This window comes from Lysobacter sp. DMC104, assembly GCF_056313665.1.
In genome coordinates, this window is record NZ_JBQUZW010000017.1 from 14,824 (window position 1) to 41,323 (window position 26,500).

Consider the following 26,500-nt stretch of genomic DNA (forward strand, 5'->3'; position numbering starts at 1 on the left):
ACGCGCTATGCTGCGACGAGACTGCCTTCCGGGAAAGCTGCCATGAACACGTCGAAGGAAGTGCAGCGGGCCGTCGCCGAAGCGCTGGCGCGCGGGGACAAGGTCGAGGCGATCAAGCGGTTGCGCGAGGCCGGCGGTGGCGACCTCAAGGGCACGCTGGCGCTGGTGCAGCGGATGATGGCCGAAGCGCAGGCATCGAATGGCGCCGGCGCCGGCACGGCCGACAGGCCGCGCACGCCCGAGCCGCAGTCGATGCAGGCCGCCGAGCGGCGCACCGCGGCGCTGTTCGACGAGAAGCGCACGCCCACGGTGATGCCCGGCGATCACCCCGGTCGCGGCGTGCTCTGGCTGGTGATCCTGCTCACGACCGCCGCGGTCTGGGCGCTGACCCACTGACGGGAGGCGTTGCCGCATGGACCCAGGCCCGACGCTGCCGCAGGACGTGATCGACACGATTGCCCGCGGCGACAGGATCGACGCGATCAAGCGCCTGCGCGAAGCCGCTCGAATCGACCTAAAGACCGCGCACGCGGCCGTCGAGGCGTACGCCAACGATCAGCCGCTCCCGCCGCTGCCGGGCCTGTCGGTGTCGACGGCGGCGCTGTCGCAGGCCGCGGCGTCGATGCTGCCCGACGACGTGCTGGACGCGCTGCGCAGCGGGAACAAGATCGAGGCGATCAAGCGCCTGCGCGAGGCCACCGGCCTCGGCCTGAAGGAAGCGAAGGATCTGGTCGAAGCACACGAGGCAGGTGGCGCGGGTGTCGCCGGGCAACGGTCGTCAGCCGCGGCGCCGATGCCGATGGTGGTCTCGGGGCGCAGCGGTGTCGGGATCGGGCCGATCCTCGCGCTGGTCGTCGCGGTCGCGCTGGCGGCGTGGTGGTGGTTCGGCCGCTGAGCCGGCGGCGCGTAGAATGCGGGGATGTCATCGGTTCCCCCGTCCTCCTTCCCGCCCCCCGCCGCGCCCGGCGGCGAAGCGCGTCGCCGTCGCGACGCCGAACTCCGTCTGTACGGCCTGAACGCGGTGCGCGCCGTGTTCGCCCGCCGCCCGCAGGCCCTCCGCAAGGTCTATCTGGCCGAAGCGACGATCCCGAAGCTCCAGCCGCTGCTGAAGTGGTGCGTCGCGCACCGCGTCGGCTACCGCGTGGTGGCGCCGGAGGAACTGCAGAAGCTCGCCGTCAGCGCGCACCACGAAGGCGTGGTCGCCGAGGTGCTGCGCGAGGAGCCGACGCCGCTGTCGACGTGGCTGCGCGACCTGCCGCCCGGCCCATGCTGCGCGCTGTGGCTGGACGGCGTGGGCAACCCGCACAACCTCGGCGCGATCCTGCGCTCGGCCGCGCATTTCGGCATCGCCGCGGTGCTGCTGCCGAAGCATTCGACGCTGGCGCTGTCGGGCGCCGCCGCGCGCGTGGCCGAGGGCGGCGCCGAAGCGGTGCCGTTCGTGCGCCTGGGCCGCGAGGACAACGCGATCGCGCAGCTGCACGGCGCGGGCTTCGGCCTCGCCGCCACCGTCGTGCGCGGCGGCGGCGACCTGTTCGCGGCGAAACTCCCCGAGCGGCTGGTCTACGTGCTCGGCGCCGAAGGCGAGGGCATGGACGCCGAACTCGCGAAGGCCTGCGACCAGCGCCTGTCGATTCCCGGCACCGGCGCGGTCGAAAGCCTCAACGTGGCGGCGGCGACGGCGGTGCTGCTGGCGGCGTGGGCGCGGCGTCGCTGAGCACGGCGGCGTCGGCGGTCGGGCGATGCAGGCCCGACAGGAATCCCGCGATCTTCGCGTCGTCGATGACCCAGGCGTCGAACGTCTTCGTCGCGTCGCTGTGCACGACGCCCGGGAAGCAGTTGGACGTGGCGACGCCGCAGAACACGTCGATGTGCGCCTGCTTGATCGCGCCGCCGGTGTCCGCCGCGAAGAAATAGCCGTCGTGCACGACCTGCGTGCCGTCGGGCAGCGTCACCGGCACGCCGCGCGCGTCGGGCACGTACAGCACGGAGCCGAACGGCAGCGTGTCGGGGTCGACCGCGATCGTGCGGTAGGGCACCAGGTCGTAGCTGCCCGTGCCTTCGCCGTACGGCCCGCGCGAGCGCTTGAAGCGTGAGCGTCCGAGCGCGCCGGCCCAAGGCTTGCCGGCCGGATCCAGCGCCAGCACCTGCACGCAGTCGACCTGCGCCTCGGCGGCCTTGCCCGCGTAGTTGTAGGTCGACGTGCCGGTATCCGTCGTCACCGCGACCGTGCCTTCCAGCGCGGCGAGGCACCAGTCGCGCGGGGACAGCATCGGGCCGATCGTCGCACCGGCGAGATCCAGCAAGGGCAGGCCCGTCGTCGCCACGGTGGCCGGATGCACGTTGTAGTGCGTGGCCCAGAGCCGGACGTGCTGCGCGGTCGCGATGTCCGGTGGCGGCAACGCGAACGTGTCCTGCGCCGCCACCGAAGTGACGGCGCAGAGCAGGCACCACAGGACGGCGGCCGAGCGGCGCATCATTCCATCCGCTGGATCACCTGCAGCACCGTCTCGTACTCCTTCGCCTTCTCCGGCTCGCGCAGCATCGCCGCGAGCGTGGCGGCGAGCGCGGCTTCCTGCAGGACGTGGACGCGGGCCTCGTGCTCGCTGCGGTCGATCGTGTGCAGCGCGTGCGCCATCGTGTCGACGGCCGCATGCAGGCCGGCGATGAAGTCGTCGCTGCTGCCGAGCACGGTCTCGTTCACGAAGGTCACCGCATCGCGGATCTGCTGCGCGATGTCCGTCGCGCCGGCATCGTCGGAGGCCGGATCGGTCGCGGCGGCAGGCGCCACCGCGACTTCGGCCGTTGCGGCAGTGGCGGTGTCGGCCGTCGACTCGGGCGCCGCCACCATCGCCTTCGGCGCGGCCTGCAAACGGAAGGCATTCAGCACGGTCAGCAGGCTGGTCAGATTGTCGGCGATGCCGGTTTGCGCGATTTTCTCGGTCGCGCCGGCCGCGGCGGTGGTGTCGAGGCTGTAGATCTGCATCACGCCCATGTTCGCGGCGGCCTGCGCCAGCGTGTTCTGCTGTTGCTGCGCGGCCACGGCGTTCTCGAACAGGATGCCGGTCGAGTGCGCGAGCGACTGGTAGAGACTGCCCATCGCCATGGCCGGCGATTCGGCGATGACCTTGACGTTGGCCTGGGTGATCGAATCGGTGATCTGCGAATTGACGGCGGTCGGGAATGCCATGGGTGGTCTGTCCTTGATCCGGGAGTGAAGGGCGAATGTGCGGCGTGCGGTGCGGCGATCAGGGTTTCGCGGTCTCCGCCGGCTTCGGCGCGCTGCCGAAACCGCCGTCGGCCGAGGCGGCGAGATACGCGAACACTGCATACGCCGCGGTGTTCTGCGCCAGCGCGTCGGGATCGATCTTGTCGAGCGTGTCGTCCGGCGTGTGGTGCAGGTCGAAGTAGTCGGTGCCGTCCTGCTTCAGCGACGCCCACGCTGCGCCTTCGGCGGCGATGGCGCCGACGTCCGACGCCGGATGGCCGTCGGCCGCGGCCTCGATGCCCAGCGGCTTCAGCGCTTCGGCGATGCGCGCGGCGGCGGCCTGCGCCTGCGGCGGCGCGCTGGTGGCGAAGGCGTAGATGCGGCCGGCGCCGAAATCGCTCTCGGCCACCATCTGGTGTTTCGCGACGTTCGGCTTCTGCGCGTCGGCGTAGGCCTTGCCGCCGTACAGGCCCTGCTCCTCGTTGGCGAACGCGATCACGCGGATCGTGCGCGGCGGGCGCTGCGCCTTCGGCAACTGCGCGATCAGGCGACCCGCGCCCATGCCGATGGCGACGCCGGCGCCGTCGTCGATCGCGCCGGTGCCGAGGTCCCAGGAATCGAGGTGCCCGCCGATCACGACGACTTCGTCGCGCAGCTTGCGGTCGGTGCCGGTGACTTCGCCGATCACGTTGTACGAGGTCGCGGTGCCGTCCCAGCCGCAGTCCAGCGCGACGCGGATACGCACCGGCGCGCCCAGCGCGACGAGACGCGCCAACTGTTCGGCGTCGGGCACGGAGAGCGCGGCCGACGGGATCGGCGTGAGGCCGTCGTCGAAGCGGGTGATGCCGGTGTGCGGGTTGCGGTGGTGGTCGGTGCCGGCCGAGCGCATCACGTAGGCCGCGGCGCCGGCGCGGATCGCCGCCGATGGACCGCGGCCGCGGACCTTGCTGCCTTCGCCGTAGCCGGCACCGTCGCGGGCGCGGGCCATCGTGTAATCGACGAACGCGATCTTGCCGGCGAGCGAGCCCGCGGGCGCGGCCTCCAGCGCGGCGAGATCAGCGAAGCGCACCACCTCGCCTTCGACCGTGCCGCCCGGGCTGCCGCCCAGCGCGGTCAGGTGCAGCGCCTGCGCGTGCGCGCCGAGCACGGCGCCGGATTCGCCGCGGCGCTCCCATTTCGGGAAGGTGACTTCCTGGCGCCAGACCTTGTCGTAGCCCAGCGCGCGGAACTTCGCTTCGGCCCAGGCCACGGCGCGGGCGTCGGCCTCGCTGCCGGCGAGGCGCGGGCCGACTTCGGTGGTCAGCGATTCGACCGCGTCCCACGCGGTGCGGTCGTGCAGCACGGTCTCGCGCAGCTGCGCCGCGGTGGCCATGGCCGCGTCCGGGATGCGGGTCTCGGGCGGCGAGGCGGCGCCGGCGGCGGAGGACATCGCCGCGAGGGCGACGGCGAGGGACCACGACAGCTTCTGACGCATCGACGCTTCTCCCGGCCGGTGTTCCGGCGCACGAAAACACGGAAGCCGCGAGCGTAGCAGCCCGCGGCTTCCGAGGCCCCCTGCCATCGGTCCCGGGACCGGTGGCGACGGGGAAGATCAGTGTTTCAGCGGATCGGCGTCAGCGCTTCATCAGGTCGCGGATCTCGCGCAGCAGTACCACGTCTTCCGCCGGCGCCGCCGGGGCGGGCGCGGCTTCCTCGGCGCGCTTGAGCCGGTTCATCGCCTTGATCACGAGGAACAGCACGAACGCGACGATGGTGAAGTCGATGATCGTCTGCACGAACGCGCCGTACTTGATCGCCACCGCCGCGGCGGTTTCCTTGCCGTCGGGACCGATCACCGCGTCCTTCAGCACGAAGGCGGCCTTGCTGAAATCGACGCCGCCGGTGAGGAAGCCGATGACCGGCATGATCACGCCGTCCACGAGCGCGCTGACGATCTTGCCGAAGGCCCCGCCGATCACCACGCCCACGGCGAGGTCGACGACGTTGCCCTTCATCGCGAATTCCTTGAATTCGGACATCATGCCCATGACGCTGCTCCCCGGAGATGGATGTGGACGCAGTCTATCGCCGCGGTCGCGGCCCGTGGGCGTCGGGGCGGGCTTTATTTCCGGCGGGGCACGCCGCCGGGTGCGGGCCTCAGCGCGGCGGCGCGATCCGGCAGGTCAGCGCCAGCACGTCGTCGAGCGTGCCTTCGCAGACGTCGCCCGGCTGCAGCGCGGCGACGCCGGCCGGCGTGCCCATGAAGACCAGGTCGCCGGCCTTCAGCGCGAACAGCTTCGACAGCTCGTGCAGGATCTCCGGGACGTCCCAGATCAACTGGTCCAGCGTCGACTGCTGGCGCAGCGTGCCGTTCACGAGCAGCGACAGCGTGCGCGGGCCGAGCGCGCCGATCTCGTCGGCCGGCCGCAGCGCCGAGATCGGCGCGGATTCGTCGAACGCCTTGGCGATGTCCCACGGCAGGCCCTTGGCCTTGGCCGCGGCCTGCAGATCGCGGCGGGTGAGGTCCAGGCCGATGCCGTAGCCGAACACCAGCGCGCCGGCGTTTTCCGGGTCGAGCACGCCGGGCGGCGCGTCTTCGCCCAGCGCGACCACCAGTTCGATCTCGTGGTGCAGGTCCTGCGTGCCGGGCGGGTAGGCGGCGTCGGCACCGTCGATCACCAGCGCGTCGGCGGGCTTGGTGAAGAACACCGGCGTGCCGCGATCGGCTTTCGACGCGGGCACCGCGGCGCCCATCTCGCGGGCGTGGTCGGCGAAGTTGCGGCCGACGCAGAAGATGCGGCGGACCGGGAAATCGCCGGAGACATCATGGCCACGCACCGGGACGCGCACGATGGCGGGCGGCGGGAGGAGATCGCGAGGGGAGTCGTTCATGCCCGCATGATCGCGCGGGCGCGGGGTGGCGTCGAGTCTCGCCGCGGCGGGATCGCTCAGCGGCCGACGGTCAGCGCCGGGCGGCGCACCACGCGGTATTCCGCGTCCAGCGGCGCGCCGGCGGCGAGCGGCTTGTTGCGCTGCTTCCACAGGCGATACAGCAGGCCCGCGGTGAGCATCGCCGCGCCGATCGCCAGCCCGAACAGCAGCAACACCGCGAGCAGGCCCACGCCGAACAGCGCGAGCACGACGCGGAGCACGCGGTGACGCGGCTTGCGCGGTGCGAAGAAGGCGTCGAAACGGCGGCGATGACGGGACGAGCGGAACGCGAACATGCGGGCGTGTCGTGACACACTAGGACGGCCAGCGGCCAGTGGTCGCAGTATCGGACGGCTCATGACGGATGGTGTGAGGACTTCGTTAAACCCCGGTGTGACCTCCGGCACGGATGCGTCACCGCTGATCGCGTTGTCCGCGTTGGCGGACGGCGTGCCGATCGAAGTCGAGGCGACGGTGGACGGCAGCGCCGAATCGCTGGTGCTGCTGCGTCGCGGCGACAAGGTCCGCGCCTGGCTCAACATCTGCCCGCACGCAGGGCGCCGGCTCGACTGGGCGCCGGGTCGTTTCCTGCTGTCGAAGGGGCAGCTCGTCTGCGCCGCGCACGGCGCCACCTTCGAGACCGACGCGGGCCTGTGTGTCGCCGGCCCGTGCCGCGGCCAGTCGCTGCGCGCGGTGGCGGTGGCGGTGATCGGCGACGGCGTGTTCCTCGCGACGCCATGACCCTTGTCGCCCGCTCGCTCGCGCTGTCGTTGCTGCTGGCGATGCCCGCGGCGTCCTTCGCCGACGGTACGCCGGACGCGACCGCGACGCCCGCGCCTGCGTGCTTCAGCGCGCGCGACGTGCGCGAAGCACGGCAGAGCGATGCGCGCACGCTCGTCGTCCGCCTGAACGATGAAAGCCGCTGGCGCCTCGCGCTCGGCGAAGGCTGCCCCAACGCGCTGTGGTCGGAGCAGCCGCGTCTGCTCAGCCCGCGCGGGCAGGTGTGCACTCGCGGTGGCGCATGGCTGGATCGCGGCGACCGCCGCTGCGCCGTGCTCGACGTCGCCCGCATCGATGCCCGCGAATACGCCGACCACGCGCTGCTCGCTCGCAACGCGCAGCCTACGGCCGACGACCTGGACACGATCGTCGTCCGCGGCAAGCGCGTGCGTGGATTCGTCGGCAGCACGGCGTATTGCGTCGACGCCCGTTACGTCCGCGGCTGGCGCGACGACGGCAGCGACCTGGTGCTCGAGACCTCTCCGACGCGCAGCGACGGGCATCGTTACTACCGCGTCGAATTCAACGGCGTCTGCTCCGAGATGGGCACGATGACCCAACTCGTGCTGAAGTCGCAGGTCGGCGGTACCGCGATCTGCGGCCATCCCGGCGATCGCGCGGTGTTCTCGCGCGACGAGGACGAACTGTCCTTCGGCGCCGGCATCGCCCGCCGCATCGTCGAACGCGGCCTCGCCGCGCAGGCCGGCTGCTCGATCGCCCGCGTCTACCCGATTTTGCCGGGCGATCCGGGCGGTTGAGCCATAGGCGGAGGCTTCAGGCGAAGGGCAGGCCCGTCACTTCGTCGAAGGGCAGGTCGTGGTCGATGCCCGTCTCCGGTTCCGGATCGACCGGCTCCGCGTAGGCGATGACCCAGCCGCATTCCGCGGAGACCGACCGATCGTCCGGCGATTGCGAAACCCCGACCAATCCACCGACCAGCAACGTGTCGGTTTCGACGGCACCCCAGACGATCTTCAACGGCACCGACGTCGTGCAGGCGGGGAATGCGCCGATGCCCGTGCCCTGCGGCGAATTCCAGAGATCCAGTCCCGTCTGGGCCACATCCACCTCGAAGCGCCTGCGCCAGTCGCCGAGATACGGATTGGCGACCAGCCGTTCCTCGCGATCGCGTCCGTCCTTGACATAGGGGAAGAGCACGTTCGCCCAGCCGGTCATCACCGCCGGGCCGGAGCCACTGCGGTAGCGGAACATCGAGCGCCAGAAATCGGCATCGACTTCGCCGCGCCTGGTGCGCTCGAATTCCGCCAGCACCGGATCGAGTGCGGCAATCCACGTGTCGAGGCCGTAGTCCGCGAAGCGGGACGCCTTGCGCCGCAGCGCCCGCCAGTCCGCTTCGGTGCCGGTCAGCGTGATCGCGGGGATCCCGCAGCCGGCCATCATGAGGTACTCGAAATACGCCTGGAACGTCTCCATCGCCATCAGCTGAGAGACCGCGCGCTCCAGCGGGCCGCTGGTGCTGAAGTCCGCTTCCAGCAGCGACGAGGCGCCGCCGGTGTGCGCGTCGATCTGCCCGGCGAAAGCGGAAAACGCCTCTTCCCACGGATTGTCCATGCCCGGGAAGAAGTCCGGGCGCACGACGACCAGCTTCTCCTTGCCGGCATGGCGGACGAAGCGATGCCGCAGCGCTTCCGCGTGCAGGTTCACGTGCAGCGCGAAGCCGCGCGCGAGGGTCAGCCAGATCGCGTCCGGCGACAGCCGCAGCGGCAGGTGTTCGTAGAACGCGGTGCGCATGGCCGACAGCAGCGCGTGGTCTTCCTCGCAGGCGATCAGCGGCCGGGCCGGCTTCCACATCGCTTCGATCGGACGACGCAGCGCCTTGCGCAGCACGGTCGCGTGGTCGATGACCGGCTGGAGTCCGCCGAGTTCGACCTCGGGACAGACGGCGAACGTGGTGTCGACCATCGCGTGGCTGCCGCTCAATCCCGCATCAGCGTCGACTTGCCGAACAGGCTTTCCACGAGGTCGACCGCGAGTTCGGCGGTGGCGTTGCGGCTGTCGAGGGCGGGGTTGAGTTCGACGATGTCCAGCGAGCCCATGCGGCCGGTGTCGGCGATCATCTCCATCACCAGCTGTGCCTCGCGGTAGTTCGGGCCGCCGGGCACGGTGGTGCCGACGCCGGGCGCGATGCTGGGGTCGAGGAAGTCGACGTCGAAGCTCACGTGCAGGTGAGTGTCGGCGTCGAGGTCTTCCAGCGCTTCCTCGATCGCACGCTTCATGCCGACCTCGTCGATGTAGCGCATGTCGTAGATGTCGAGGCCGTGGTCCTTCACCAGCCGCTTTTCCTCGGGATCGACCGAGCGGATGCCGATCTGGCGGATCTCGTCCGGGCGCAGCGCGGGCGCGTCGCCGCCGAGGCGGACCAGCGCCTCGGGGCCGAGGCCGCAGAGGCAGGCCACCGGCATGCCGTGGACGTTGCCCGAGGGCGTGACCGTGCTGGTGTTGAAGTCGGCGTGCGCGTCCAGCCACAGGACGCGCAGCTTGCGGCCGGTGGCGCGGCAGTGGCGGGCGACGGCGGTGATCGAGCCGACGCCGAGGCAATGGTCGCCGCCCAGCACGATCGGCATGCGGCCGGCCGTCAGTTCGGCGCCGACGGCGTCCATCAGCAGGCGGTTCCAGGCCACGACTTCGGGCAGGTGGCGGTAGCCGTCGACCGGCGGCTGCCACGGGTTGGCCGGGCCGGCCAGGTTGCCGCGGTCGACCACGTCGATGCCGCGCGCGGCCAGCGCCTCGCCCAGGCCGGCGATGCGCAGCGCCTCGGGCCCCATCCGGGCGCCCCGGTGGCCGGCGCCGATGTCGGTGGGCACGCCGATCAGGGACACGGGCGGGAAGCTGCGCTGCATGCGGAGTCCAGGGATGACGACGGGGGGAAGGATGGTGCCGACAGTCCGAATCGAACGGACGACCTACCGCTTACAAGGCGGTTGCTCTACCAGCTGAGCTATGCCGGCACGGGCCGATGCCACGGGTGCGGATCGGGAACCCGGATTCTAGCAGCCGTCGTCCGGCCGACGCCCGCAGGGGTTCAGCGCTGGCCTTCGCAGTCCATCGGCCGGGCCTGCGCGGCGCCGACCCGGCGGCGGAGGGCGCCGGCATCGGCAGGACCGGCCACGGCCAATTCCACCCAGAAGGCGCTGCGGGTCTCGCCCAGCGCCTCGGCCTTCGCCTCGAACCCGGCCGCACGCAGGGCCGCGACGTGTTGGCGGGCCCGGTCCTCGGTGCTGAATCGGCCCAGCGCGACGCTGTTGGCTTCGGCGCCGTTGCCGACCACGAGCAGGTCGGTGAAGCCGGCGGCGCGCAGGCGCCCGGCGGCGGCATCGGCGGCGGCGCGGTCGGCGGCGGCCGGCAGGTAGACGCGCCAGCCGCGGTCGCGCCCGGCGGGCAGCGTCTGTTCGCGGATCGCGATGCGGGTGGCGCCGGCGCGCAGCGCGGCCTGTGCCTGGCCCGCGGTCGCGGCGTCGGTGAACGGGCCGAGGCGCAGGCAGGTGTCGTTCGAGGGCGGAGGCGGGGGCGGCGGGATGTCGGCCACGGTGGACGGGACGGCCCCGCTGTCGACCGGGGCGGGATGGGGTGCCGGCGCAGGGTCCGGCCGCAGGTCCGGGTGTTCGCTGACCAGCGACAGCCGGGCGATGCCCGACGGCGCCTCGGCCGGCGTCGTGGTCGCGCTGTCGGTGTGCAACAGCCACCAGGCGGCCGCCCCCAGGTTCAGGACCACCAGCAGCACGAGAAAGGCGCGCATCGTCATCCCGGCATTCTCGCCCAGACCGCGAGCCCCTCCAACACGAGCGACGGCGCGCGTTCGCCGCCGGCCGGCAGCGCCGCCGCCAGCGCGTCGACACCGCCGCCGTGCAGCAGCAGGGGTGGCACCACACCGAGCAATGCCTCCGCATCGCGCAGCGCCTGCGCCACCAGCGCCGCCGCGGCGCCGTCGCAGCCGGAGCGCAGCGCGTCCGGCGTGGTGTCGGCGAAGGCATGGAACGCGCCGCCGGTCTCCGGCAGTTGCGCCGCGCGCGCATGCAGCGCCTCCCGCATCAGCGCGGGCGAGGGCGCGATGCGTCCGCCGTGATGGCGTCCGTTGGCGTCGACGAGGTCGATCGTGAGGGCCGTGCCGATGCCGACCGCCAGCGTCGCCGCCCGCGGATGCCGCGCGCGGGCAGCGAGCATCGCGAGGAAGCGATCGGCGCCCAGCGTCGACGGGTCGGCGTAGGCGATGCGCAGGTCGCCGCAGCGCGACGCCGTGCGCGCGATCGAGATGCGTCCGCAGCGTGCGGTCAGTGCGTCGAGAAGCGCGACCCGCAACGTCGGCGCGGCGACGCTGGTCAGCACCGCCTCGTCGAAGCGCGCGGGCAGCGCCGCGTCCCAGCCGTCGGGCAGGCGTGCACCGTCGTGCGCGATCGCGACGACCTCGCCGATGCCGCCGTCGTCGCGCAGCGGCGCGCATTTCAGCCGGGTGTTGCCGAGGTCGAACAGCCACGTGCTCATGCGCGCCTCACGTCGACGATCCCGCCTGCCGGCGCACGCTGACCTCGCCGGCGTGCAGCCGCAGCGGGCCTTCGCGCGTACGCAGCACCAGCGCGCCGTCGTCGTCGAGTCCCGACGCAATGCCGATCACCTCACGCTCGCCGATGCGCGCCGTCACCTGCACGTCGCGCAGTGCGTCGCGCGCATCGAAGCGCGGCAGGAACGGTCGCAATCCTTCGGCATCGAACAGGCGCAGTGCCGACGCCAGCCGCGACAGCAGCGTCGCTGCGACGATGTCGCGCGACGGTGTCCGCGCGCCGAGCAACGCGTGCAGGTCGGTCCACGGCTGGTCGATCGCGGCCGCGGCGTCGGCCGGCATGCGCACGTTGAGGCCGAGCCCGATCACCGCGCGCGGGCGGCCGTCCTGCAATCCGCCTTCGATCAGGACGCCGCCGAGCTTGCGCAGCATGCCGTGCGCATCGTCGACCACGAGATCGTTCGGCCATTTCAGGTCGACTTCGGTCGCGCCGAGCGCGTGCAGCGCGTCCGCGGCGGCGACGCCGACGACGAGGCTCAGCCCGGCAAGTCTCGCGAAATCGCCGGCGAACGTCCGTGCCAGCGACAGATAGAGATTCGCGCCCGGCGGCGATGCCCACGCGCGGCCGTGACGACCGCGGCCGCCGTCCTGGCGTTCGGCGAACAGCGCGGCGAGGCCGGTGTCCGGCGTGCGCCGGCGCAGCAGTTCGCTGTTGGTCGAATCGATGACGTCGACGACCTCGATCGTGGCGAATCCGGCGCGTGCGTCGCCGTCGAGCGTCGTGCGGATCGCGTCCGCGTCGAGGGCGTCGCTCATGCGCGTCCGCGCCGGGCGAGGCGATGCAGCAGCCGCGCCTTCTCGAAGCGCGATTCGGTGCCGGCGCGCAGCCGCGCGAGGTTGCCGCGATGCGTCCACGCCAGCAGCGCCGCGGCGGCGAGCGCGAACGCCAGTCGCGGCGTCGGCGCATGCGTCAGCGTCGCGAGCGCGGCCAACGCCAGTCCCGCCAGCACCGTGCCGAGGCCGACGTAGCCGGTGAGCACCAGCACCGCGATCCACGTCGCCAGCAGCACCGGCACCGCCGACGGCCACAGCACCAGCGTCGCGCCGATCACCGTCGCCGCGCCCTTGCCGCCGCGGAAGCCGTGCCACAGCGGCCACACGTGCCCGACCACCGCCGCGAATGCGGTCGCGTAGGCCAGCCAGGCCGCATTCGGCGCCTCGGCAAAGCGCAGCCCCAGCCACGCGGCCAGCGCGCCCTTGCCGATGTCGATCGCCACCACGCCCAGCGCGAACTTCAGCCCCTGCGTGCGGAACGCATTCGTGCCGCCGGCGTTGCCGCTGCCCTGGGTGCGGATGTCGACGCCGCGCAGCCTGCCCAGCAGCAGGCTGCCGGACAGCGAGCCGAGGAGGTAGGCGGCGAGGACGAGCAGCGCCGCGCTCACGGTTCCACCTTCACGCAGCGGCCGAACACGTTGTTCGCACCGATCCAGCCGTTGATGTAGCCCTTGTTGTTGCCAATCTGGAAACGCATGCCGTCGATGGCCTTGATCAGGTGCAGGTATTCGGCGCCGTGGACCCGGCACAGCACGATGTCGTCGACGCGCAGCGAGGCGGCATCGACGACCGGTTCGACCGTGCACAGCTGTCCCGATTCGATGCGGCCGGTCATGGAGCCGCCGCGTGGCCGGAACGCCACCGTCTCGCCCTGCTTCAGTCGTTCGATGTATCGGGTCGCCCAGCCCATGCGTCGTGCGGGTTCGTCTGCGTTGCGGCGGATGATCGCATGCCGCCGCGGGTCGTGCGGTCGCGGGTCATGCGGCGGCGGGTCAGGTCGCGACGCGTCTTCGCCGCCGCAGCGCATGGCCGATCCCGCCGATCACCGTTGCCGCCAGCGGGAACATCAGCAGCGTCAGCGACGAGAACATCAGCAGCACGATCCACGCGCGGGTCTCGTCGCTGCCGAAGGCGTATGCGTAGGCGAGCATGCCGAGCCATGCGCCCGGCAGCGCCGGCAGCGCGGCGACGATGCCGCGGCGGAAGGCGAGAACGGCCATCGGCAGCGCCAGTACGGCCTGGCAGAGGAAGAAGCCGGCGCCGTTGTCGAAGGGTTCGAAGCGGTCGGTCGCGAGTCGCACGCTCCACCAGCTCGCGGGGGCCAGCAGCAGGCCGAGGGCGAACGCGGCGAGCAGCGTCCGCACGCGGCCGTTCATTCCGTCACCGGCTGTACCGCCGCCACCAGCGTGCCGCGACCGGCGTGGGCGCCGACGGCAGGGCCGGTCTCGACGAGGTACGCGGCGTCGATGCGCAGCCGCGCGCACAGCGCATCGCGCAGGCGTTCGCCGTCGGCGCGGGCGTCGCAGTGGCCGACGATGAGCCGCAGTGGCGTGTCGGCGCCCAGCGCGCGTGCGGCGCGCTTCGCGACGTAGCGCGCGAATGCCTCCGGCGCCTTCGCCTTCGCGAACAGGCCGCCGACCACGGCGAGCCGACCGTCGGGTTTCACCTTCGCGACCGGCGTGAGCCCGGTGAAGCGCACCGCCGGTTCCGCCCACTTGGGGATGCGTCCGCCGCGAACGGCGTGGGTGATGTCGCGCGCCGTCGCCCAGGTCAGCGTGCGCGGACGCAGCGCTTCGAGTGCGCGCAGGATGGCCGCCGCGTCGGCGCCGGCCTCGGCCAGTTCCGCCGCGCGCCACGCCAGCAGCGCCTGGCCGCCAGCGACGTTGATGCTGTCGAACACCCGCACCTTGCCGTCGCCGCCGCGCGCCGCCGCGTGCTCGGCCGACTGCAGCGTGCCGGAGATCGCGCGCGACAGGCCGACGTAGACCACCGCCGGATGATGCGCACCGAGGAACTCGAAGCTGCGCCGGAAATCGCCCGGCGGCGGCTGGCTGGTGCGCGGGAGTTCGCGCGCCAGCGCCATGCGCCGGTAGAACTCGCCGGTGGCCAGGCCGACCTTGTCGAGATGGTCGCGGCCGTCCAGGTTCACCCGCACCGGCACGACGTGGATGGCGAACCGTTCGGCGATGGCCTCGGGCAGGTCCGCCGCGCTGTCGACGACGATCGCGACCCGGTCGCCGCGCTCGACGCTGCGCGCCTGCAGCAGCATGTCGTCGGCCTTCATGCCTTCGACCGCCGCGAACGCCGCGCAGGCGTCGAACAGCGCCTGCGGCGCACCGACGTGGGCATGCACGCGCATGCGCGTGGCGCCGCCGGCCAGCACCATCGAATCGGCGCCGATCGCGTCCAGCGCTGCCCGCAGCGCCGCGCGCTCGATCGGCGCGTCGCGCTCGGCGTCGGCGATCAGCAGGCATTCGGTGCACCAGCGGCGGTCGGGATCGACCTCGTCGTGCGGCGGATGCGGTGCGTCGTCGTGCGCGGCGGCGGTTTCGTTCGCGGCACGCAGGCCGCCGCGGACGCGCAGCGCGCGCGGGCCGCCTTCGACGAATTCGGCGATGCCTTCCAGCAGGTCGACGAAGCCCTGCGCGCCGGCATCGACCACGCCGGCGTCGCGCAGCGCGGCCATCTGCTCGGGCGTGCGCGCCAGCGCGCGACGGGCCTGCGCCAGTGCGCGCGCGAAGCCGGGGCGCGGGTCGCCGCGCAGTTCGGTCGCGGCTTCCTCCAGTGCATCGGCGAAGCTGTCGATCACGCTCAGGATCGTGCCTTCGACCGGATGCGCCAGGGCGCCGCGGGCGCTGGTGGCGCCATGGCGGACCGCGGCGGCCAGGGTCGCGGCGTCCAGCACCGGGCTGCTGCGCGCGTGTTCGGCCACGCCGTGCAGGAACTGGGCGAGGATCGCACCGGAGTTGCCGCGGGCGCCGTCGATGGCGTCGTCGCCGATCCGCCGCAGCAGTTCGCCGATGTGGCGGCTGCGCCGGCTCAGCGCGCCGTTGAGCAGGCTGCCGAGCGTGAAGGCGAGGTTGTTGCCGGTGTCGCCGTCGGGCACCGGGAAAACGTTGATCTTGTTCAGCCCGTCGCGGGCGGCGATCACCCGGCGGGCGCCGGCGATCAGCGCGCGACGCAGGGCCGGGGCGGTGAGGGGCGAGGCCGGGGGTGGATCCGGGCGGTCGGGCGCATGGGCGTTCACGGCGGAAGTCTGCCGCAACCGTGGGCGCCCGGCTGCTGCGTTGCAGCAAGCCGCTGTTCATCTTTCGGCCAGCCCCGGACGGTCACATGCACGGTATAGTCGGTGTCTTGTTCGGGCCCTCCCTCTTCTTGGACGCCGCCATGCGCCGCTCCCGTCTCGTCCTGCCGACCCTTCTGGCGCTCGCGATCGTCAGCCTGCCGGTCGCCGCCCGCACGGCACCGCTGGCCTCGGCCAACGGCGATTCCAGCGACTGCACGGACGTCCCGGCGGTGGACGCCGACAACGATCCCGCGCCCGCCAACAAGCCCGCCGCCAAGCGCGCCAGCGCCGCCCCGGCGACCGGTAAGCCGCGGCCCAGCGCCCGCAGCGGCGACACGCTGCAGGTCCGCGGCCCGCGCTGGCACCGTTTCCTGCCCGGCATGTTCCGCTGATCCGGACGCCAGCTTGCGCTGGTTCCGCGACCGCTTCTCCCGTCCCGACCCCGTCATCGATCCCGAGCGCTGGGCGCGCGTCCGCGCCGCCGTGCCGTGGGTCGCGGCGCTCGATCCCGTCCGCGACGCCCGCCTCGCCGGCCTTGCCGCGCGGTTCCTCGCCGCCAAGACCTTCTCGCCGGCCCGCGACCTCGTGCTCGACGACGACCAGCGCGCGATGCTCGCGGCGCTGTGCTGCCTGCCGCTGCTGGAGTTCGGCGCCGACGGCCTGCGTGGCTGGTGGGAGTTGATCGTCTATCCGCAGGCCTTCCACATCGAGCGCCGCTACACCGAGGTCTACGAGACGGATGGCTTCGAGCTGGCGGAGGAAGGCGGCTACGACGTGGATGGCGAGGCCTGGGAGCGCGGGCCGCTGATCCTCTCGTGGGCCGACATCGAACACGAATTGCGGCATCCCCGCGACGGCCGCTGCCTGGCGGTGCACGAGATGGCGCACAAGCTCGACGTGCTGGAAGGCGGTTTCAGCGGCACGCCGCCGTTGCCGCGGGAATGGCGCCGCGCGTGGGTACGGGATTTCGAGGTCGCGTACGACACCTTCGCCGAGCGCGTCGACGCCGGCCGGCGGACCGCGATCGACGCCAGCGCCGCCGAGGCGCCGGAGGAGTTCTTCGCGGTGTGCAGCGAATACCACTTCAGCGCACCGGGGCGGCTGCGGCAGGCGCTGCCGACGGTGGCCGCGCACCTCGAACGTTTCTACGGTCCGTCGCCGTTCGCGGCATCGCCCGTCGCGAATGCCGTCACCGGCGTCGCCACGGACGCTTGATCACAGCCCCGGCGGCAGCGTGACCTCGAAGCGGGCGCCGCCGAGTTCGTCCGAATCGCCGACCACCAGCGCGCCGCGGTAGCTGCGCACGATGTCCTGCACGATCGCCAGGCCGATGCCGTGGCCCTGCACGCGCTCGTCGCCGCGCACGCCGCGCTGGAGCACGCGCGCGATCTTCTCCTCGGGGATGCCCGGGCCGTCGTCCTCGATCATCATCAGCAAGCCCGGCCGGCGGTGCGCCGCGGTGGCGCCGGTCTTCACCGTCAGCAGCACCCGCGACTTCGCCCACTTGAACGCGTTCTCCAGCAGGTTGCCCAGCAGTTCCTGCAGGTCGCCCTTCTCGCCGTAGAAACGCGCATCCGGGTCGATCTCGAATTCGCAGAACACGCCCTTCGCGGCGTAGACCTTTTCCAGTCCGCGCACGATTTCCTCGGCGTCGGGCTCGATCGGCATCGGCGCGGCGAACAGCTTGTGGCCGCCGGACGCGGCGCGGCTGAGCTGGTAGCCGACAAGATCGTTCATGCGCCGCAGCTGCTGGTCGAGGTCGCTGCGCAGCTCCGTTTCGGAGGCGTCGCTGTCCAGCCGCGCGCGCAGCACCGCCAGCGGCGTCTTCAGGCTGTGCGCGAGGTCGGCGAGGATGTTGCGCTGGCGTTCGAGGTTCTCGCGCTCGCTCTCGATGAAGGCGTTGATGCTCTCGGTCAGCGGTTCCAGCTCGCGCGGATGGCGTTCGCTCATGCGCGTGCCGATGCCGCGCTGCACGCGCTTGAGCTCGTCCACCACGCGCCGCAGCGGCAGCAGGCTCCAGCGCACGATGATCAGCTGCAGCGCCAGCAACAGCGCGCCGACCGCGCCGAGGTAGCTCCACAGCGCGCGCCGGAACACGTTGAGCTGGCTCTGCAGGCGTGCGGTGTCCTCGACGATGTAGATCGTGTACGACATCTCGTCGGCGAGATCGTCGCCGGGCCACACCAGGCCGTAGCCGAAGCGGTAGACGCGGGCGCGCTGGCCGTTGGCGCGCACGATGTCGATCGGCCCGTCGAACACCTGCTGGCCCGGCGCCAGCATCTTCACCGGCGGCAGTTCCGGGCCCTGCGCGGATTCGGATTCCCACACCACGAACGGCAGCACGATCTGCGCGTACAGGCCGCTGCCCGGGCGCTTGAGGCGCGGGTCGGGCAACTGGCTGTCCATCGGCGGCACGAGGTCGCCGCCGCGGCCGAATTCGGTCTTGCCGGCGAAGTCGAGCGCGTAGTCGCGGAGGCGGTCCTCGAGGATGTTCTCGGCGGTGTTCACGAACGCGTGGTCCAGCGCGTAGCCGGCCAGCGCGAGGAAGGCGATCAGGCCGACGCTGGCCGCGAGCAGTTGCCGCGTCTGCAGCGATCGCGGGCGCCAGAAGCGGTCACGCGCCGGCATGGGCGCGGATCCGGGCGGTCATGCGCGCCGCCGTGCGGACGACGGACGCGACGACGCCGCGCCTCGTCGGCGCGGCGTCGGGTGCGGGGCAGGCGTCGCGATTCAATTGTCGCCGGTGCGCGCGATCGCAAAGCGGTAGCCGCGGCCGCGGACGGTCTCGATCGGCTTGAGCGCGCCGTCGGGATCCAGCTTCTTGCGCAGGCGGCCGATGAAGACCTCCAGCACGTTGGAGTCGCGGTCGAAATCCTGCTGGTAGATGTGCTCGGTGAGGTCGGCCTTCGAGACCAGCTCGCCGGCATGCATCATCAGGTACTCCAGCACCTTGTACTCGTAGCTGGTCAGGTCGACGTTGCTGCCGTTGACGCTGACCGTCTGCGCGGCGAGGTCCAGCGTGACCGGACCGCATTCCAGCGAGGGCTTGCTCCAGCCGGCGGCGCGGCGGACGAGGGCGTTGATGCGCGCCAGCAATTCCTCGACGTGGAAGGGCTTGATCAGGTAGTCGTCGGCGCCCTGCTTCAGGCCCTCGACCTTGTCCTGCCAACTGGTGCGGGCGGTGAGGATCAGCACCGGGAACTGCTTGCCTTCGGCGCGCAGGGCCTGGATCAGTTCCATGCCGGACATCTTGGGCAGGCCGAGGTCGATGATGGCGACGTCGAACGGCACTTCGCGGCCCATGTACAGGCCTTCTTCGCCGTCCTGGGCGGTGTCGACGGCGAAGCCTTCGCGCTTGAGGCGCGCGGCAAGGGTTTCACGGAGGGGGGCTTCGTCTTCGACGAGGAGAATGCGCATCGAGAGCTCCTGGTCCGGCAGTGGCCGGCGGTTCGTTCAGGAACGGAGCATAGCCGTGGCCGATGGCCGCCGGGGGCGGCCGGGCCGGAGCTGTTCAGATTTCGCTTATTCGCGGGAAAAATGCCGGGAACGACATGCGATTCGCACGATTCCGCGGCGTCGGGGCGGTGACCGCAGTCGCGATCTTGTCAGCGATCGCCGCGGGGACGGCGCGGCGGCGGCACGTCGCGATTCTGCGGGCGCGGCATGTCCGCGGCGGGCTGCGGATCGTCCATGAAGACGCGGACGCGACCGTCGTCGCCGACCGCCTTGATGCGGGTCACGTCGCGGCCGTCGAACTGCATGCGTTCGGCACTGAGCACCTGGCCGCGATTGGCGCGCTCGAAGCGGCGGACCGCGTCGGAGACGGCGTCGTTGCCGGCGCTGCTGTTGCGCGGGCTGTCCGCCTGCGATTCGTCCTGGCGTCCATGGCCGCCTTGCTGGGCAGAAGCCGGCAAGGCGACGCCGGCCAGGGCGACGGCCAGCACGGACAGCGACAGGCGACGGGACGGCAGCGACATGGGCGGCACTCGGAAGCGGGTCGGGCGATCGACGGAACACATCATCGCGCGTTGGAGCTGCATTCTCGAAACCGTGCGGTGAATCCGTCCTTAACTTTTTCTTACGGCTTGCCGACACCCCGGCAGGGTTCAGCCGGGCGGCGTCCCGGGGCGTTCAGAACACCTCGCCGACGCAGCAGCGCAGCGATCCGCCCGCGGCTTCGATCGCATCCAGCGCCACGCTGCGGACGTGGAAGCCGGCCGTCGCGAGGGCGGCACGCGTGGCAGGCGTCAGCGCGGCCTCGGCGGTCGCGCTCATCCATACGCTGTCGTCGCGCAACGAGATGGCATTACCGGCGAACGCGGCGCGTTCGTGCGCGTCCAGCGGGATCATGTGCGGGCCGTACAGCGCCTGCAGCGCACCGCGCGGCGCATCGTCGGCGAAACCATCGGGGCAGACCAGCGCGGCCTGGCCGGCCAGCAACGCCAGCACCACGTTGGTGTGGTATTCGCCGGGGGCGAGGTCGAACAGCAGGGTCGCGCGCAGGCCGAAAGCGTCATGCATGAGCCGGGCCCCGACCTCGTCGCAGCGTTCGGACAGCCCGCAGAACCCGAGCCCGCGGGCGCGGTCGATCGCCAGCGCGCCGGTGAGTTCGCAGGGGTGGGGCTGAGAGGACAGGTCGATCTCCGTCCGGCCCAGCGTGTCGGTGAAGAAGCGGCGGATGTCGGCGCGTGCGGCTTCGCGCTGGCGCACCGGGTGGCGCATGCGGCCGACGATCGACCGTCCGGGCGCGGTGGCGAAGACGTTGTTCGGGAACACCGCGTCGGGCGTGGCCGGGTCGCCGGCGAAGCAGACGACGGGCAGCTCGGTCGACAGCGCGCGTTGCAGCGCGCGGTGCTGGGCCGAGGCGCGGCCGGCGTCGAAGGCGTCGGCGCCGGCCATGTAGCGATTGTCGCTGGCGGACTCCGCGGCCAAGCCGAAGCCGTCCGGCGCGACCAGGAACGCCGCGCGCGCGGTGGCCGGGCCGAAGTCCGGCGCGCAGCCGCGGGCGAAGGCCAAGAAGGCGTCGACGTCGCGGGTGAGCATCAGGCGGCGCGCTCGTGCGGGGCTTCTGTGGGTGCCAGCGCCTGCTCGAGCAGCGTCCAGTCGGCGCCGGGGCGGTGCGCGCCCTCGCTGAGGATCTGCCGGAACGCGCGGCCGCCGCGCTGGCCCTGGAACAGGCCGAGCACGTGCCGCGTGAGGTGCTTCAGCGCGACGCCCTGCGCGAGCTGCGCCTCGACGTAGGGCCGCCACGCGCGCAACAGCTCGCCGCGGCTGCGGAGCGGGCCGTCCCACCACGCCGCGTCGAGGCGATGCAGCAGGTACGGGTCGTGGTAGGCCGCGCGACCCAGCATCACGCCGTCGACCAGCGCCGCCTGCGCGGTCGCGGTGTCGAGGTCGGCGATGCCGCCGTTGAGTGCGATCTGCAGCGCGGGACGTTCGCGCTTCAGCCGGTGCGCCCAGTCGTAGCGGAGCGGCGGCACCTCGCGGTTTTCCTTCGGCGACAGCCCCTGCAGCCATGCGTTGCGGGCATGCACGATCACGTGCGCACAGCCGGCGGCGGCGATGGTGTCGACGAAGCCGAGGAAGCGATCCCAGTCCACGTCATCGTCCACGCCCAGGCGGCATTTCACCGTGATCGGCGTGTCGGGCGCGGCGGCGATCATCGCGGCGACGCAGTCCGCGACCAATGCGGGTTCACGCATCAGGCAGGCGCCGAAACGGCCGGCCTGCACGCGATCGGACGGGCAGCCGCAGTTGAGGTTGATCTCGTCGAAGCCGTGCTCCGCGCCGATGCGCGCGGCGGCGGCCAACAGCGCCGGATCGCTGCCGCCGAGCTGCAGCGCCACCGGATGCTGGGTGTCGTCCTTTGCCAGCAGCTTCGCCCGGTCGCCATGCAGCACCGCGTTGGCGTGCACCATTTCGGTGTACAGCCGCGCATGCGGCGCGAGCAGCCGGTGGAAGTTCCGGCAGTGCGTGTCGGTCCAGTCCATCATCGGCGCCACGGACAGGCGAATTTCATTGGGATTGATGCGATTTCCCGGTTTTTTCCCTGTTTTTTCAGTGGCTTCGTGGTGGTGCATTTGGGTGGATTCTGGCGTGTTTTTCGGCATTTTTGCCGTTGGAGTGCTACAATTCGTGCTACAGAATGAGGTCTGTAGCACTATGGGAACCATCGTCTCTCGCCGCCGCAGCGACGGCTCGACAGCATACACCGCGCAAATTCGGCTCAAGCGCGACGGCAAGTTGGTGCATTCAGAAGCCGAGACGTTCGATGCCAAGGTGTTGGCGCGCGAGTGGATGCGACGGCGAGAAGCTGAGCTGCAGGTGCAGCGGGCCAGGGGGGAGGTGCTGGGCCGCCGGATGACGGTGGAGCAGATGATCGAGTGGTACGTGGGGCGCGAACGCACCGACAAACCGTGGGGTCGAACCAAGAAGGCGGATCTTGCCCGCATGAAGGCGGGGGCCTTGGCCGGAAAGCGCGTTGACCAGCTCACGAGGTCTGACTTCATCGCCTACACAGAGCAGCGCCGGCGAACCGGGGCGGGTCCGGCGACTGCGTCCAATGACCTGATCTGGTTCCGGCAGGTATTCCGTGCCGCTGACGCCGTGCTCGGTTGTCCGGTTCCCTTGGAGGCGCTGAACCGTGCCGCAGAGTACCTCCGCCAGGAGCGGGTCATCGCCAAGCCCAAGAGAAGGGAGCGCCGCTTGAAGGAGGGCGAAGAGGGTTTGATCCTCAAGCACTTCGAGACGAGAGGACGGTCGGCGAAGATTCCGATGCGCGACATTGTGCGGTTCGCGCTGGCAACATCGCGACGCGAAGAAGAGATCACTCGACTTCGGTGGGATGACCTCGATCGCAAGAAGGGGATTGCCTTGTTGCGTGACGTGAAGCATCCAACGTCAAAGGAAGGAAACCACAAAGAGTTCCGTCTGCTTGCGGAGGCTTGGGACATCATCGATTCGCAACCAAGGATCGAAGGCGAGCCGCGGGTCTTTCCCTATGACTCGAAGTCGGTTGGTGCCGCCTTCACTCGCGCCATGCCGATCTTGGGGATCGAGGACCTGCACTTCCATGATCTGCGACACGAAGCCACCTCGCGATTCTTCGAGGCCGGCTATGACATCCCGCAAGTCGTGCACTTCACTCTGCACGAGTCATGGCAGACCTTGAAGAGGTACACGCATTTGCGGCCCGAGCATGTCCCGGACCTCACGCGCAAGAAGTCACAATGAGCGGTCGGAACTGTGAATGCGTGTCCAGTCGACTTCAGCTTGCTTACGCTGAGTGTCGATGTAGGAGGCGAGGTCCTCGATCGATATCAGCCATGGCGATTTTTGCGATCCCAGCCTGAATGCCGGGATGGGCAATTGCTGGCGAGCCGCCGCTTTCTTGGCTTCACCCGTCGAAAGACCGAAATGGAATGCGCAAGCATCGAGCGGAATGTGTCCGGTGCCGAACTCCGCCATCAGAAAGAACAATGTCCGCGTGCCGTTCATGGCATATCTATGATGTAAGTCGCCCCGCGGTGCATACCGGACTGCGTCTGATGCACATGGGTCCGAGACTCTGTAGGTTTGGCGTTACTGATTCGCTGAGCGATGACGATCGTCATGCACCGGGGCTGGCAATGCGTCACGTGCTCTCGCAGCCGTAGACGACCAATACGACAGCAGGACGAGGACGACGATCTGCAGTCCGCCCTGCGTCAGCGCATAGCCGCAGGCACCGATGGCCAACTCGACGGGAATGAACACCGCCGACCATGCCAGCGACGCCAGGCAGGCCAGGCGCGCGGCCCGATCGCGCTTCACAGCGTCGCGGCCTCGCTGACGGCGGCGGCGTAGCCAGGTCCCGGCCCCTGATTCGGACGGGGTGCTGCGCCTGCGGGATCTGCCGTGGCGCCGGGGCCGTGCGTCTGATCGAACAGGCCGGGCTCGCTGGTGGCGCCGGTGGGCGCCGGCGTGCTGCCGGGCGCATCGACATGCTCTCCGACCGTCTCGATGACGGCGCCGCTCATGCCGGCCCGGAACGCCTCTGCAGGCGACAGTCGCTCGATGCGGACATGGCGTTCGAGGAAGTGATCACGTACGGCAGCTTGCGAGCGGCCGTTGATGACCAAGGGCAGCGGCGTGTCGTCGACGACGATGCGGTGCAGATGGAGGTGGGGGAGGCGGGGCATGGGCGTCCTTGGGTTTAATAAATACAACTCAAGGGCGATAAATACCACCCGACGACCTGCCGCGCAAGCCGCTTTCGGGGTCCGGTTGTCCTGCCTTCCTAGTCCTGTGCGGCTGCTGCGAAGCGTGCCAGGAGCGTCAGGGGATTGACGTTGCCGTCGCTGCCGGCGAGGGATTGGTACATCCGCACGGCTGACTTGGCGGCGCGCTTGGGATCGGTCGTGGTCTTGAAGACTTCGCGCAGGATGCGCTCCAGCAAGACCACATCGAGTTCGGCGGGCCTGCTCCCGCGTTTGGCGGGAGATTCTTCGATTTTTTGCGGGGAAATCCCCTGCAAGAGCCACTCGGCCCGGAACCCGGTGACGGACTGCATCGCCAGCAGGTTCGCCGTATTGGGGCTCGCGACGCGGCCTGACTCCCACTGGCTGATCAACGACTTCGTGACCTTGCCGCCGGTGGCGGCCGAGATGGCCTCGGCCAGTTGCGCCTGGCTCAGTCCGCAGGACGTGCGCGCGTGCTTGATGCGTTCGCCGACCAGATTCATCTCCAGCCCCCCGGCGGTGATGGAAAGTCCGATGAGGATAGCAGTGTAGCGTCGGGTTGAACAGCAAAGGTTTAACGTGTTACACCTATGGCCATGTTCAACATCCGCCTCAGCGATGCCGCGGTCCTGCTCGGGGCGACGTTCCCGAACGGCCGGGTCAACCATGCCGCGGTGGCACGCGCCTTCGGGGTCTCGCGGTTCCTGCCACGGACCTGGGGCGCGCTGGTGCCGGAGCTGTATACGCGGCGCCTGGTCGATCGCCTGCCGCACGCGCGCGACTACGTCATCGATCCCGACACCGGCCTGACCCTGATCGAGATGCGGGCGCGACTGTCCGCGCGCGCGCCTCCCGCGGCGTCCTGAGCCATCCCGCCCCGTGCATCCCGACCTGTGGCGCGCATGCGCCGCAGCGGGCGGCTGCACGCCCGTTGTCCCACCCACCTGTTCCGAGACACCCCCGCAATGAGTATCGCCGCCATGAACTGGGCGCTGCGGATCGTCCTTCCCCCTCGCACCTCGTCGGCCAAGGCGTTGCTGCTGGTGCTCTCGTACCGCTCGCGCATGACCTCGTTCAAGCGGTTCGAGTGCTATCCGTCGAGCCAGTACCTGGCACATGCCACCGGCCAGAACCGCAAGACGCTCCAGCGCAACCTCGGCAAGCTGCAGCGCTGGGGACTGCTGTCGGATACCGGTCGGCGCATGGGGAAGACGCGCCAGGTGGTGGTGTATCGCTTGCACATGCTCGAACGGATACCCACAGGAAATGCACAGATGACTGCAAAACCGCCAAAAACAGGCCCTAGCAAGGACGCAAAGAGGCCCAAAAACGACCGCGAAACGCGGCAAACAAGGGCCACGAATAGAACTTCATCTATAGACAGGGATAGGGACTTGTCCGCGCATCCGCGCGTCAAGGACGACATTCGAGACGCCACCGAATCGTCGGACGACGCGGGTGCCGGATGCGTCAATCCATCGGTGCAGGCCGTCATCGACGACCTTGCGCGGGTACTGCGTCCCTATCGGCATCCGGGGTCGACGCCGGCGATCGAGGCAGATCCCGCCGCTCCGGGCGAAGGCGGTGCGGCATGAGCGGCGCGGGATCGTTCGACGACGCCGATCGCCTGGGCAGCGCCGCGAAACTGCTGGCGCGACTGGCACCGAAGTCCATGCCGCGCATGCCGGGGCAGGGCGGCATTCCCTCGCTGACGCCGCAGGACATCGCAGCGGCGTTGGGGCTGGCCGCGCGCGGCAGCGTGCGCGACCGCCTGGCGGTCGAGGTGCTGTGCCTGCGGCACTGGCCGGAAGCCTTCGAGGGGCCGGAGGTACGCACGGTCGCGGCTGCGCCGGCGTCGGCTACGGACGTGTCGTCGCCCGTCCCCCGTCGCGAGGGGGTCAGCAGGAGGCGGGTCTCGCCCGAGTCCGACGTCGCGAAGCGCGTGGCGGCCTGCCGGCGCGGGGTGCAGGCGTTGGAGTACAGCCGCAAGCTGCGTTTGGTCGCGCTGGTGGCCGCACGCGCGCGCAGGCAGGCGCAGGCGCTCGCCCAGTCCTCGCCGGAGGCCGAGGCCGCACTCGCGCCACGGATCGCGCAGGACGCGTTCTGGGAGGCCGTGGCGCGCGCTGTGCTGGCCGAGTACGCGCAGCCGCGGCCGTGCGCGGTGTGCAAGGGCGTGGGCCACCGGCTGCGGCTGGTCGCGGACACGACGCGCAAGGTGCGTGCGGACTTCGCATCGTGCGAGGGCTGCCGCGGCCAGGGCACGACGGCGTGGTCGTACAAACGGCGCGCGAAGGCGGTGGGCGTGCGCGGCGAGTTCTATCGCGTGTGGATCAACGCACTGCACGAGCGTGAGTTGGCGGTGCTGCGCGAGTTGGAGCGTGAAGCGCTGCGGCGCTTCTCGCAGCGACTGGGTCGGTGAAGTGGCGCGCGTGACAGTCGCGCGCGACTTTGCAATTCGTCACGGAAGGTGTAAACATTTTGTGAAGCGCGACGGTAGTTCCCTGACACCGCTGCGCGGTATGTGCGAAACACCGGAAATGCAGGGGATTTGAAGTGGCGAAGGATGGCGTAGGTTTAAAGAAACATATCAAGGTTTAAAACACTTGACGGGAGCAGCCCCGTCCGGTACAAAGGGCCATGGTGGAGATGTGCGTCTGGCGGTAGCCGATGCTTCTCCCGAGCCGATGCCCCCGACCGCACCAGGTCGGCGGGTTCACTTCATGGCCCATGCCGGGCGGTCAATGCGCCAC

At 70.7% G+C, this 26,500-nt stretch carries 33 protein-coding genes, 1 tRNA gene and 1 pseudogene; 11 read left to right on the forward strand and 24 right to left on the reverse strand.

Going from position 1 to position 26,500, the window contains the following annotated elements:
• Positions 1-42: 42 nt before the first annotated feature.
• The 3 genes from ACT53R_RS17855 to ACT53R_RS17865 are packed head-to-tail and all read left to right on the forward strand — an operon-like array spanning position 43 to position 1,714.
• Positions 43-396: a hypothetical protein gene (locus ACT53R_RS17855; protein ID WP_476173268.1), complete on the forward strand. Its 354-nt coding sequence runs from the start codon at positions 43-45 to the stop codon at positions 394-396.
• Positions 397-412: 16 nt separating this feature from the next.
• Complete coding sequence (locus ACT53R_RS17860) at positions 413-895, forward strand: ribosomal protein L7/L12 (protein WP_476173269.1); 483 nt, start codon at positions 413-415, stop codon at positions 893-895.
• Between the two features lie 24 nt (positions 896-919).
• A complete protein-coding gene (locus ACT53R_RS17865; RefSeq protein WP_476173270.1) occupies positions 920-1,714 on the forward strand; it encodes a TrmH family RNA methyltransferase in 795 nt (264 codons plus the stop codon).
• On the opposite strand, the gene ACT53R_RS17870 is transcribed toward ACT53R_RS17865, so the two are convergent.
• From ACT53R_RS17870 to ACT53R_RS17895, 6 genes and pseudogenes are all read right to left on the reverse strand, one after another.
• Positions 1,659-2,474, reverse strand: coding sequence for a 3D domain-containing protein (locus ACT53R_RS17870; protein WP_476173271.1), 816 nt, complete (start codon positions 2,472-2,474; stop codon positions 1,659-1,661). The genes ACT53R_RS17865 and ACT53R_RS17870 overlap by 56 nt on opposite strands.
• 398 nt (positions 2,475-2,872) lie before the next feature.
• Positions 2,873-3,187, reverse strand: a pseudogene (locus ACT53R_RS17875) (RebB family R body protein); the annotation flags it as partial.
• Between the two features lie 58 nt (positions 3,188-3,245).
• A complete protein-coding gene (locus ACT53R_RS17880) occupies positions 3,246-4,679 on the reverse strand; it encodes a M28 family peptidase (protein ID WP_476173272.1) in 1,434 nt (477 codons plus the stop codon).
• Positions 4,680-4,818: 139 nt separating this feature from the next.
• Positions 4,819-5,232, reverse strand: coding sequence for a large-conductance mechanosensitive channel protein MscL (gene mscL / locus ACT53R_RS17885; protein ID WP_476173273.1), 414 nt, complete (start codon positions 5,230-5,232; stop codon positions 4,819-4,821).
• A 109-nt stretch (positions 5,233-5,341) separates the two neighbouring features.
• Positions 5,342-6,076: a fumarylacetoacetate hydrolase family protein gene (locus ACT53R_RS17890; RefSeq protein ID WP_476173274.1), complete on the reverse strand. Its 735-nt coding sequence runs from the start codon at positions 6,074-6,076 to the stop codon at positions 5,342-5,344.
• A 56-nt stretch (positions 6,077-6,132) separates the two neighbouring features.
• Positions 6,133-6,411: a hypothetical protein gene (locus ACT53R_RS17895; RefSeq protein WP_476173275.1), complete on the reverse strand. Its 279-nt coding sequence runs from the start codon at positions 6,409-6,411 to the stop codon at positions 6,133-6,135.
• Positions 6,412-6,484: 73 nt separating this feature from the next.
• On the opposite strand from ACT53R_RS17895, the gene ACT53R_RS17900 reads away from it, so the two are divergent.
• Both ACT53R_RS17900 and ACT53R_RS17905 read left to right on the forward strand, forming a co-directional pair.
• Positions 6,485-6,856, forward strand: a complete 372-nt coding sequence (locus ACT53R_RS17900) for a Rieske (2Fe-2S) protein (protein WP_476173276.1) — start codon at positions 6,485-6,487, stop codon at positions 6,854-6,856.
• Positions 6,853-7,653 (forward strand): hypothetical protein, encoded by an 801-nt coding sequence (locus ACT53R_RS17905; protein ID WP_476173277.1) that lies wholly within the window; start codon positions 6,853-6,855, stop codon positions 7,651-7,653. Before ACT53R_RS17900 ends, ACT53R_RS17905 begins: the two co-directional genes overlap by 4 nt.
• A 16-nt stretch (positions 7,654-7,669) precedes the next feature.
• Here the strand turns inward: ACT53R_RS17905 and ACT53R_RS17910 are convergent, their stop codons facing one another.
• From ACT53R_RS17910 to ACT53R_RS17955, 10 genes are all read right to left on the reverse strand, one after another.
• Positions 7,670-8,836, reverse strand: coding sequence for a DUF4419 domain-containing protein (locus tag ACT53R_RS17910; protein WP_476173278.1), 1,167 nt, complete (start codon positions 8,834-8,836; stop codon positions 7,670-7,672).
• Positions 8,833-9,756, reverse strand: coding sequence for an arginase (gene rocF, locus ACT53R_RS17915; protein ID WP_476173279.1), 924 nt, complete (start codon positions 9,754-9,756; stop codon positions 8,833-8,835). The genes ACT53R_RS17910 and rocF overlap by 4 nt, the downstream gene beginning before the upstream one ends.
• 32 nt (positions 9,757-9,788) lie before the next feature.
• A tRNA-Thr gene (locus tag ACT53R_RS17920) sits at positions 9,789-9,864 on the reverse strand.
• Positions 9,865-9,938: 74 nt separating this feature from the next.
• Positions 9,939-10,658 (reverse strand): SPOR domain-containing protein, encoded by a 720-nt coding sequence (locus ACT53R_RS17925; protein ID WP_476173280.1) that lies wholly within the window; start codon positions 10,656-10,658, stop codon positions 9,939-9,941.
• Positions 10,655-11,395, reverse strand: coding sequence for a type III pantothenate kinase (locus ACT53R_RS17930; protein WP_476173281.1), 741 nt, complete (start codon positions 11,393-11,395; stop codon positions 10,655-10,657). Before ACT53R_RS17930 ends, ACT53R_RS17925 begins: the two co-directional genes overlap by 4 nt.
• A 7-nt stretch (positions 11,396-11,402) precedes the next feature.
• On the reverse strand, positions 11,403-12,227 hold the full coding sequence (locus ACT53R_RS17935) for a biotin--[acetyl-CoA-carboxylase] ligase (RefSeq protein ID WP_476173282.1): 825 nt from the start codon (positions 12,225-12,227) through the stop codon (positions 11,403-11,405).
• A complete protein-coding gene (plsY, locus tag ACT53R_RS17940) occupies positions 12,224-12,853 on the reverse strand; it encodes a glycerol-3-phosphate 1-O-acyltransferase PlsY (RefSeq protein ID WP_476173283.1) in 630 nt (209 codons plus the stop codon). The genes ACT53R_RS17935 and plsY overlap by 4 nt, the downstream gene beginning before the upstream one ends.
• Positions 12,850-13,155, reverse strand: coding sequence for a hypothetical protein (locus ACT53R_RS17945; protein ID WP_476173284.1), 306 nt, complete (start codon positions 13,153-13,155; stop codon positions 12,850-12,852). Before ACT53R_RS17945 ends, plsY begins: the two co-directional genes overlap by 4 nt.
• A gap of 82 nt (positions 13,156-13,237) precedes the next feature.
• Positions 13,238-13,621: a hypothetical protein gene (locus ACT53R_RS17950; protein WP_476173285.1), complete on the reverse strand. Its 384-nt coding sequence runs from the start codon at positions 13,619-13,621 to the stop codon at positions 13,238-13,240.
• Positions 13,618-15,492: a DegV family protein gene (locus ACT53R_RS17955; RefSeq protein ID WP_476173286.1), complete on the reverse strand. Its 1,875-nt coding sequence runs from the start codon at positions 15,490-15,492 to the stop codon at positions 13,618-13,620. The genes ACT53R_RS17950 and ACT53R_RS17955 overlap by 4 nt, the downstream gene beginning before the upstream one ends.
• 140 nt (positions 15,493-15,632) lie before the next feature.
• On the opposite strand from ACT53R_RS17955, the gene ACT53R_RS17960 reads away from it, so the two are divergent.
• Entirely contained in the window at positions 15,633-15,923 is a 291-nt protein-coding gene (locus ACT53R_RS17960; protein ID WP_476173287.1) for a hypothetical protein, read from the forward strand.
• 13 nt (positions 15,924-15,936) lie between these two features.
• Positions 15,937-16,746: a M90 family metallopeptidase gene (locus ACT53R_RS17965; RefSeq protein WP_476173288.1), complete on the forward strand. Its 810-nt coding sequence runs from the start codon at positions 15,937-15,939 to the stop codon at positions 16,744-16,746.
• Here the strand turns inward: ACT53R_RS17965 and ACT53R_RS17970 are convergent, their stop codons facing one another.
• The 5 genes from ACT53R_RS17970 to dusA form a co-directional block, all read right to left on the reverse strand.
• The gene (locus ACT53R_RS17970; protein ID WP_476173289.1) at positions 16,747-18,159 is read right to left on the reverse strand and encodes an ATP-binding protein; all 1,413 of its coding nucleotides are present in this window, start codon (positions 18,157-18,159) and stop codon (positions 16,747-16,749) included. It abuts the gene before it with no gap.
• 102 nt (positions 18,160-18,261) lie between these two features.
• Complete coding sequence (locus ACT53R_RS17975) at positions 18,262-18,948, reverse strand: response regulator transcription factor (RefSeq protein ID WP_476173290.1); 687 nt, start codon at positions 18,946-18,948, stop codon at positions 18,262-18,264.
• A 188-nt stretch (positions 18,949-19,136) separates the two neighbouring features.
• Positions 19,137-19,508 (reverse strand): hypothetical protein, encoded by a 372-nt coding sequence (locus ACT53R_RS17980; protein WP_476173291.1) that lies wholly within the window; start codon positions 19,506-19,508, stop codon positions 19,137-19,139.
• Positions 19,509-19,662: 154 nt separating this feature from the next.
• Positions 19,663-20,574, reverse strand: a complete 912-nt coding sequence (locus ACT53R_RS17985; protein WP_476173292.1) for an arginine deiminase-related protein — start codon at positions 20,572-20,574, stop codon at positions 19,663-19,665.
• Complete coding sequence (gene dusA / locus ACT53R_RS17990) at positions 20,574-21,524, reverse strand: tRNA dihydrouridine(20/20a) synthase DusA (protein ID WP_476173293.1); 951 nt, start codon at positions 21,522-21,524, stop codon at positions 20,574-20,576. The genes ACT53R_RS17985 and dusA overlap by 1 nt, the downstream gene beginning before the upstream one ends.
• Positions 21,525-21,693: 169 nt before the next feature.
• Here dusA and ACT53R_RS17995 point away from each other — a divergent pair, with 169 nt between their 5' ends.
• Positions 21,694-22,764 carry a site-specific integrase gene (locus ACT53R_RS17995; RefSeq protein ID WP_476173294.1) on the forward strand — a complete coding sequence of 357 codons (1,071 nt, stop codon included), beginning with the start codon at positions 21,694-21,696 and terminating at the stop codon, positions 22,762-22,764.
• Here the strand turns inward: ACT53R_RS17995 and ACT53R_RS18000 are convergent.
• The 3 genes from ACT53R_RS18000 to ACT53R_RS18010 form a co-directional block, all read right to left on the reverse strand.
• Complete coding sequence (locus ACT53R_RS18000; protein WP_476173295.1) at positions 22,756-23,028, reverse strand: pyocin activator PrtN family protein; 273 nt, start codon at positions 23,026-23,028, stop codon at positions 22,756-22,758. The two genes, ACT53R_RS17995 and ACT53R_RS18000, sit on opposite strands and share 9 nt — an antisense overlap.
• A 311-nt stretch (positions 23,029-23,339) precedes the next feature.
• Positions 23,340-23,711: a hypothetical protein gene (locus tag ACT53R_RS18005; RefSeq protein WP_476173296.1), complete on the reverse strand. Its 372-nt coding sequence runs from the start codon at positions 23,709-23,711 to the stop codon at positions 23,340-23,342.
• A 98-nt stretch (positions 23,712-23,809) separates the two neighbouring features.
• A complete protein-coding gene (locus tag ACT53R_RS18010; protein WP_476173297.1) occupies positions 23,810-24,253 on the reverse strand; it encodes a helix-turn-helix domain-containing protein in 444 nt (147 codons plus the stop codon).
• An 87-nt stretch (positions 24,254-24,340) separates the two neighbouring features.
• On the opposite strand from ACT53R_RS18010, the gene ACT53R_RS18015 reads away from it, so the two are divergent.
• The 3 genes from ACT53R_RS18015 to ACT53R_RS18025 all read left to right on the forward strand — a co-directional run bounded on the left by ACT53R_RS18015 (position 24,341) and on the right by ACT53R_RS18025 (position 26,169).
• Positions 24,341-24,616, forward strand: a complete 276-nt coding sequence (locus ACT53R_RS18015; RefSeq protein ID WP_374298022.1) for a hypothetical protein — start codon at positions 24,341-24,343, stop codon at positions 24,614-24,616.
• A 99-nt stretch (positions 24,617-24,715) separates the two neighbouring features.
• Complete coding sequence (locus tag ACT53R_RS18020) at positions 24,716-25,345, forward strand: helix-turn-helix domain-containing protein (RefSeq protein WP_476173298.1); 630 nt, start codon at positions 24,716-24,718, stop codon at positions 25,343-25,345.
• Complete coding sequence (locus tag ACT53R_RS18025; protein ID WP_476173299.1) at positions 25,342-26,169, forward strand: hypothetical protein; 828 nt, start codon at positions 25,342-25,344, stop codon at positions 26,167-26,169. The genes ACT53R_RS18020 and ACT53R_RS18025 overlap by 4 nt, the downstream gene beginning before the upstream one ends.
• The last annotated feature ends 331 nt before the right edge of the window (positions 26,170-26,500 follow it).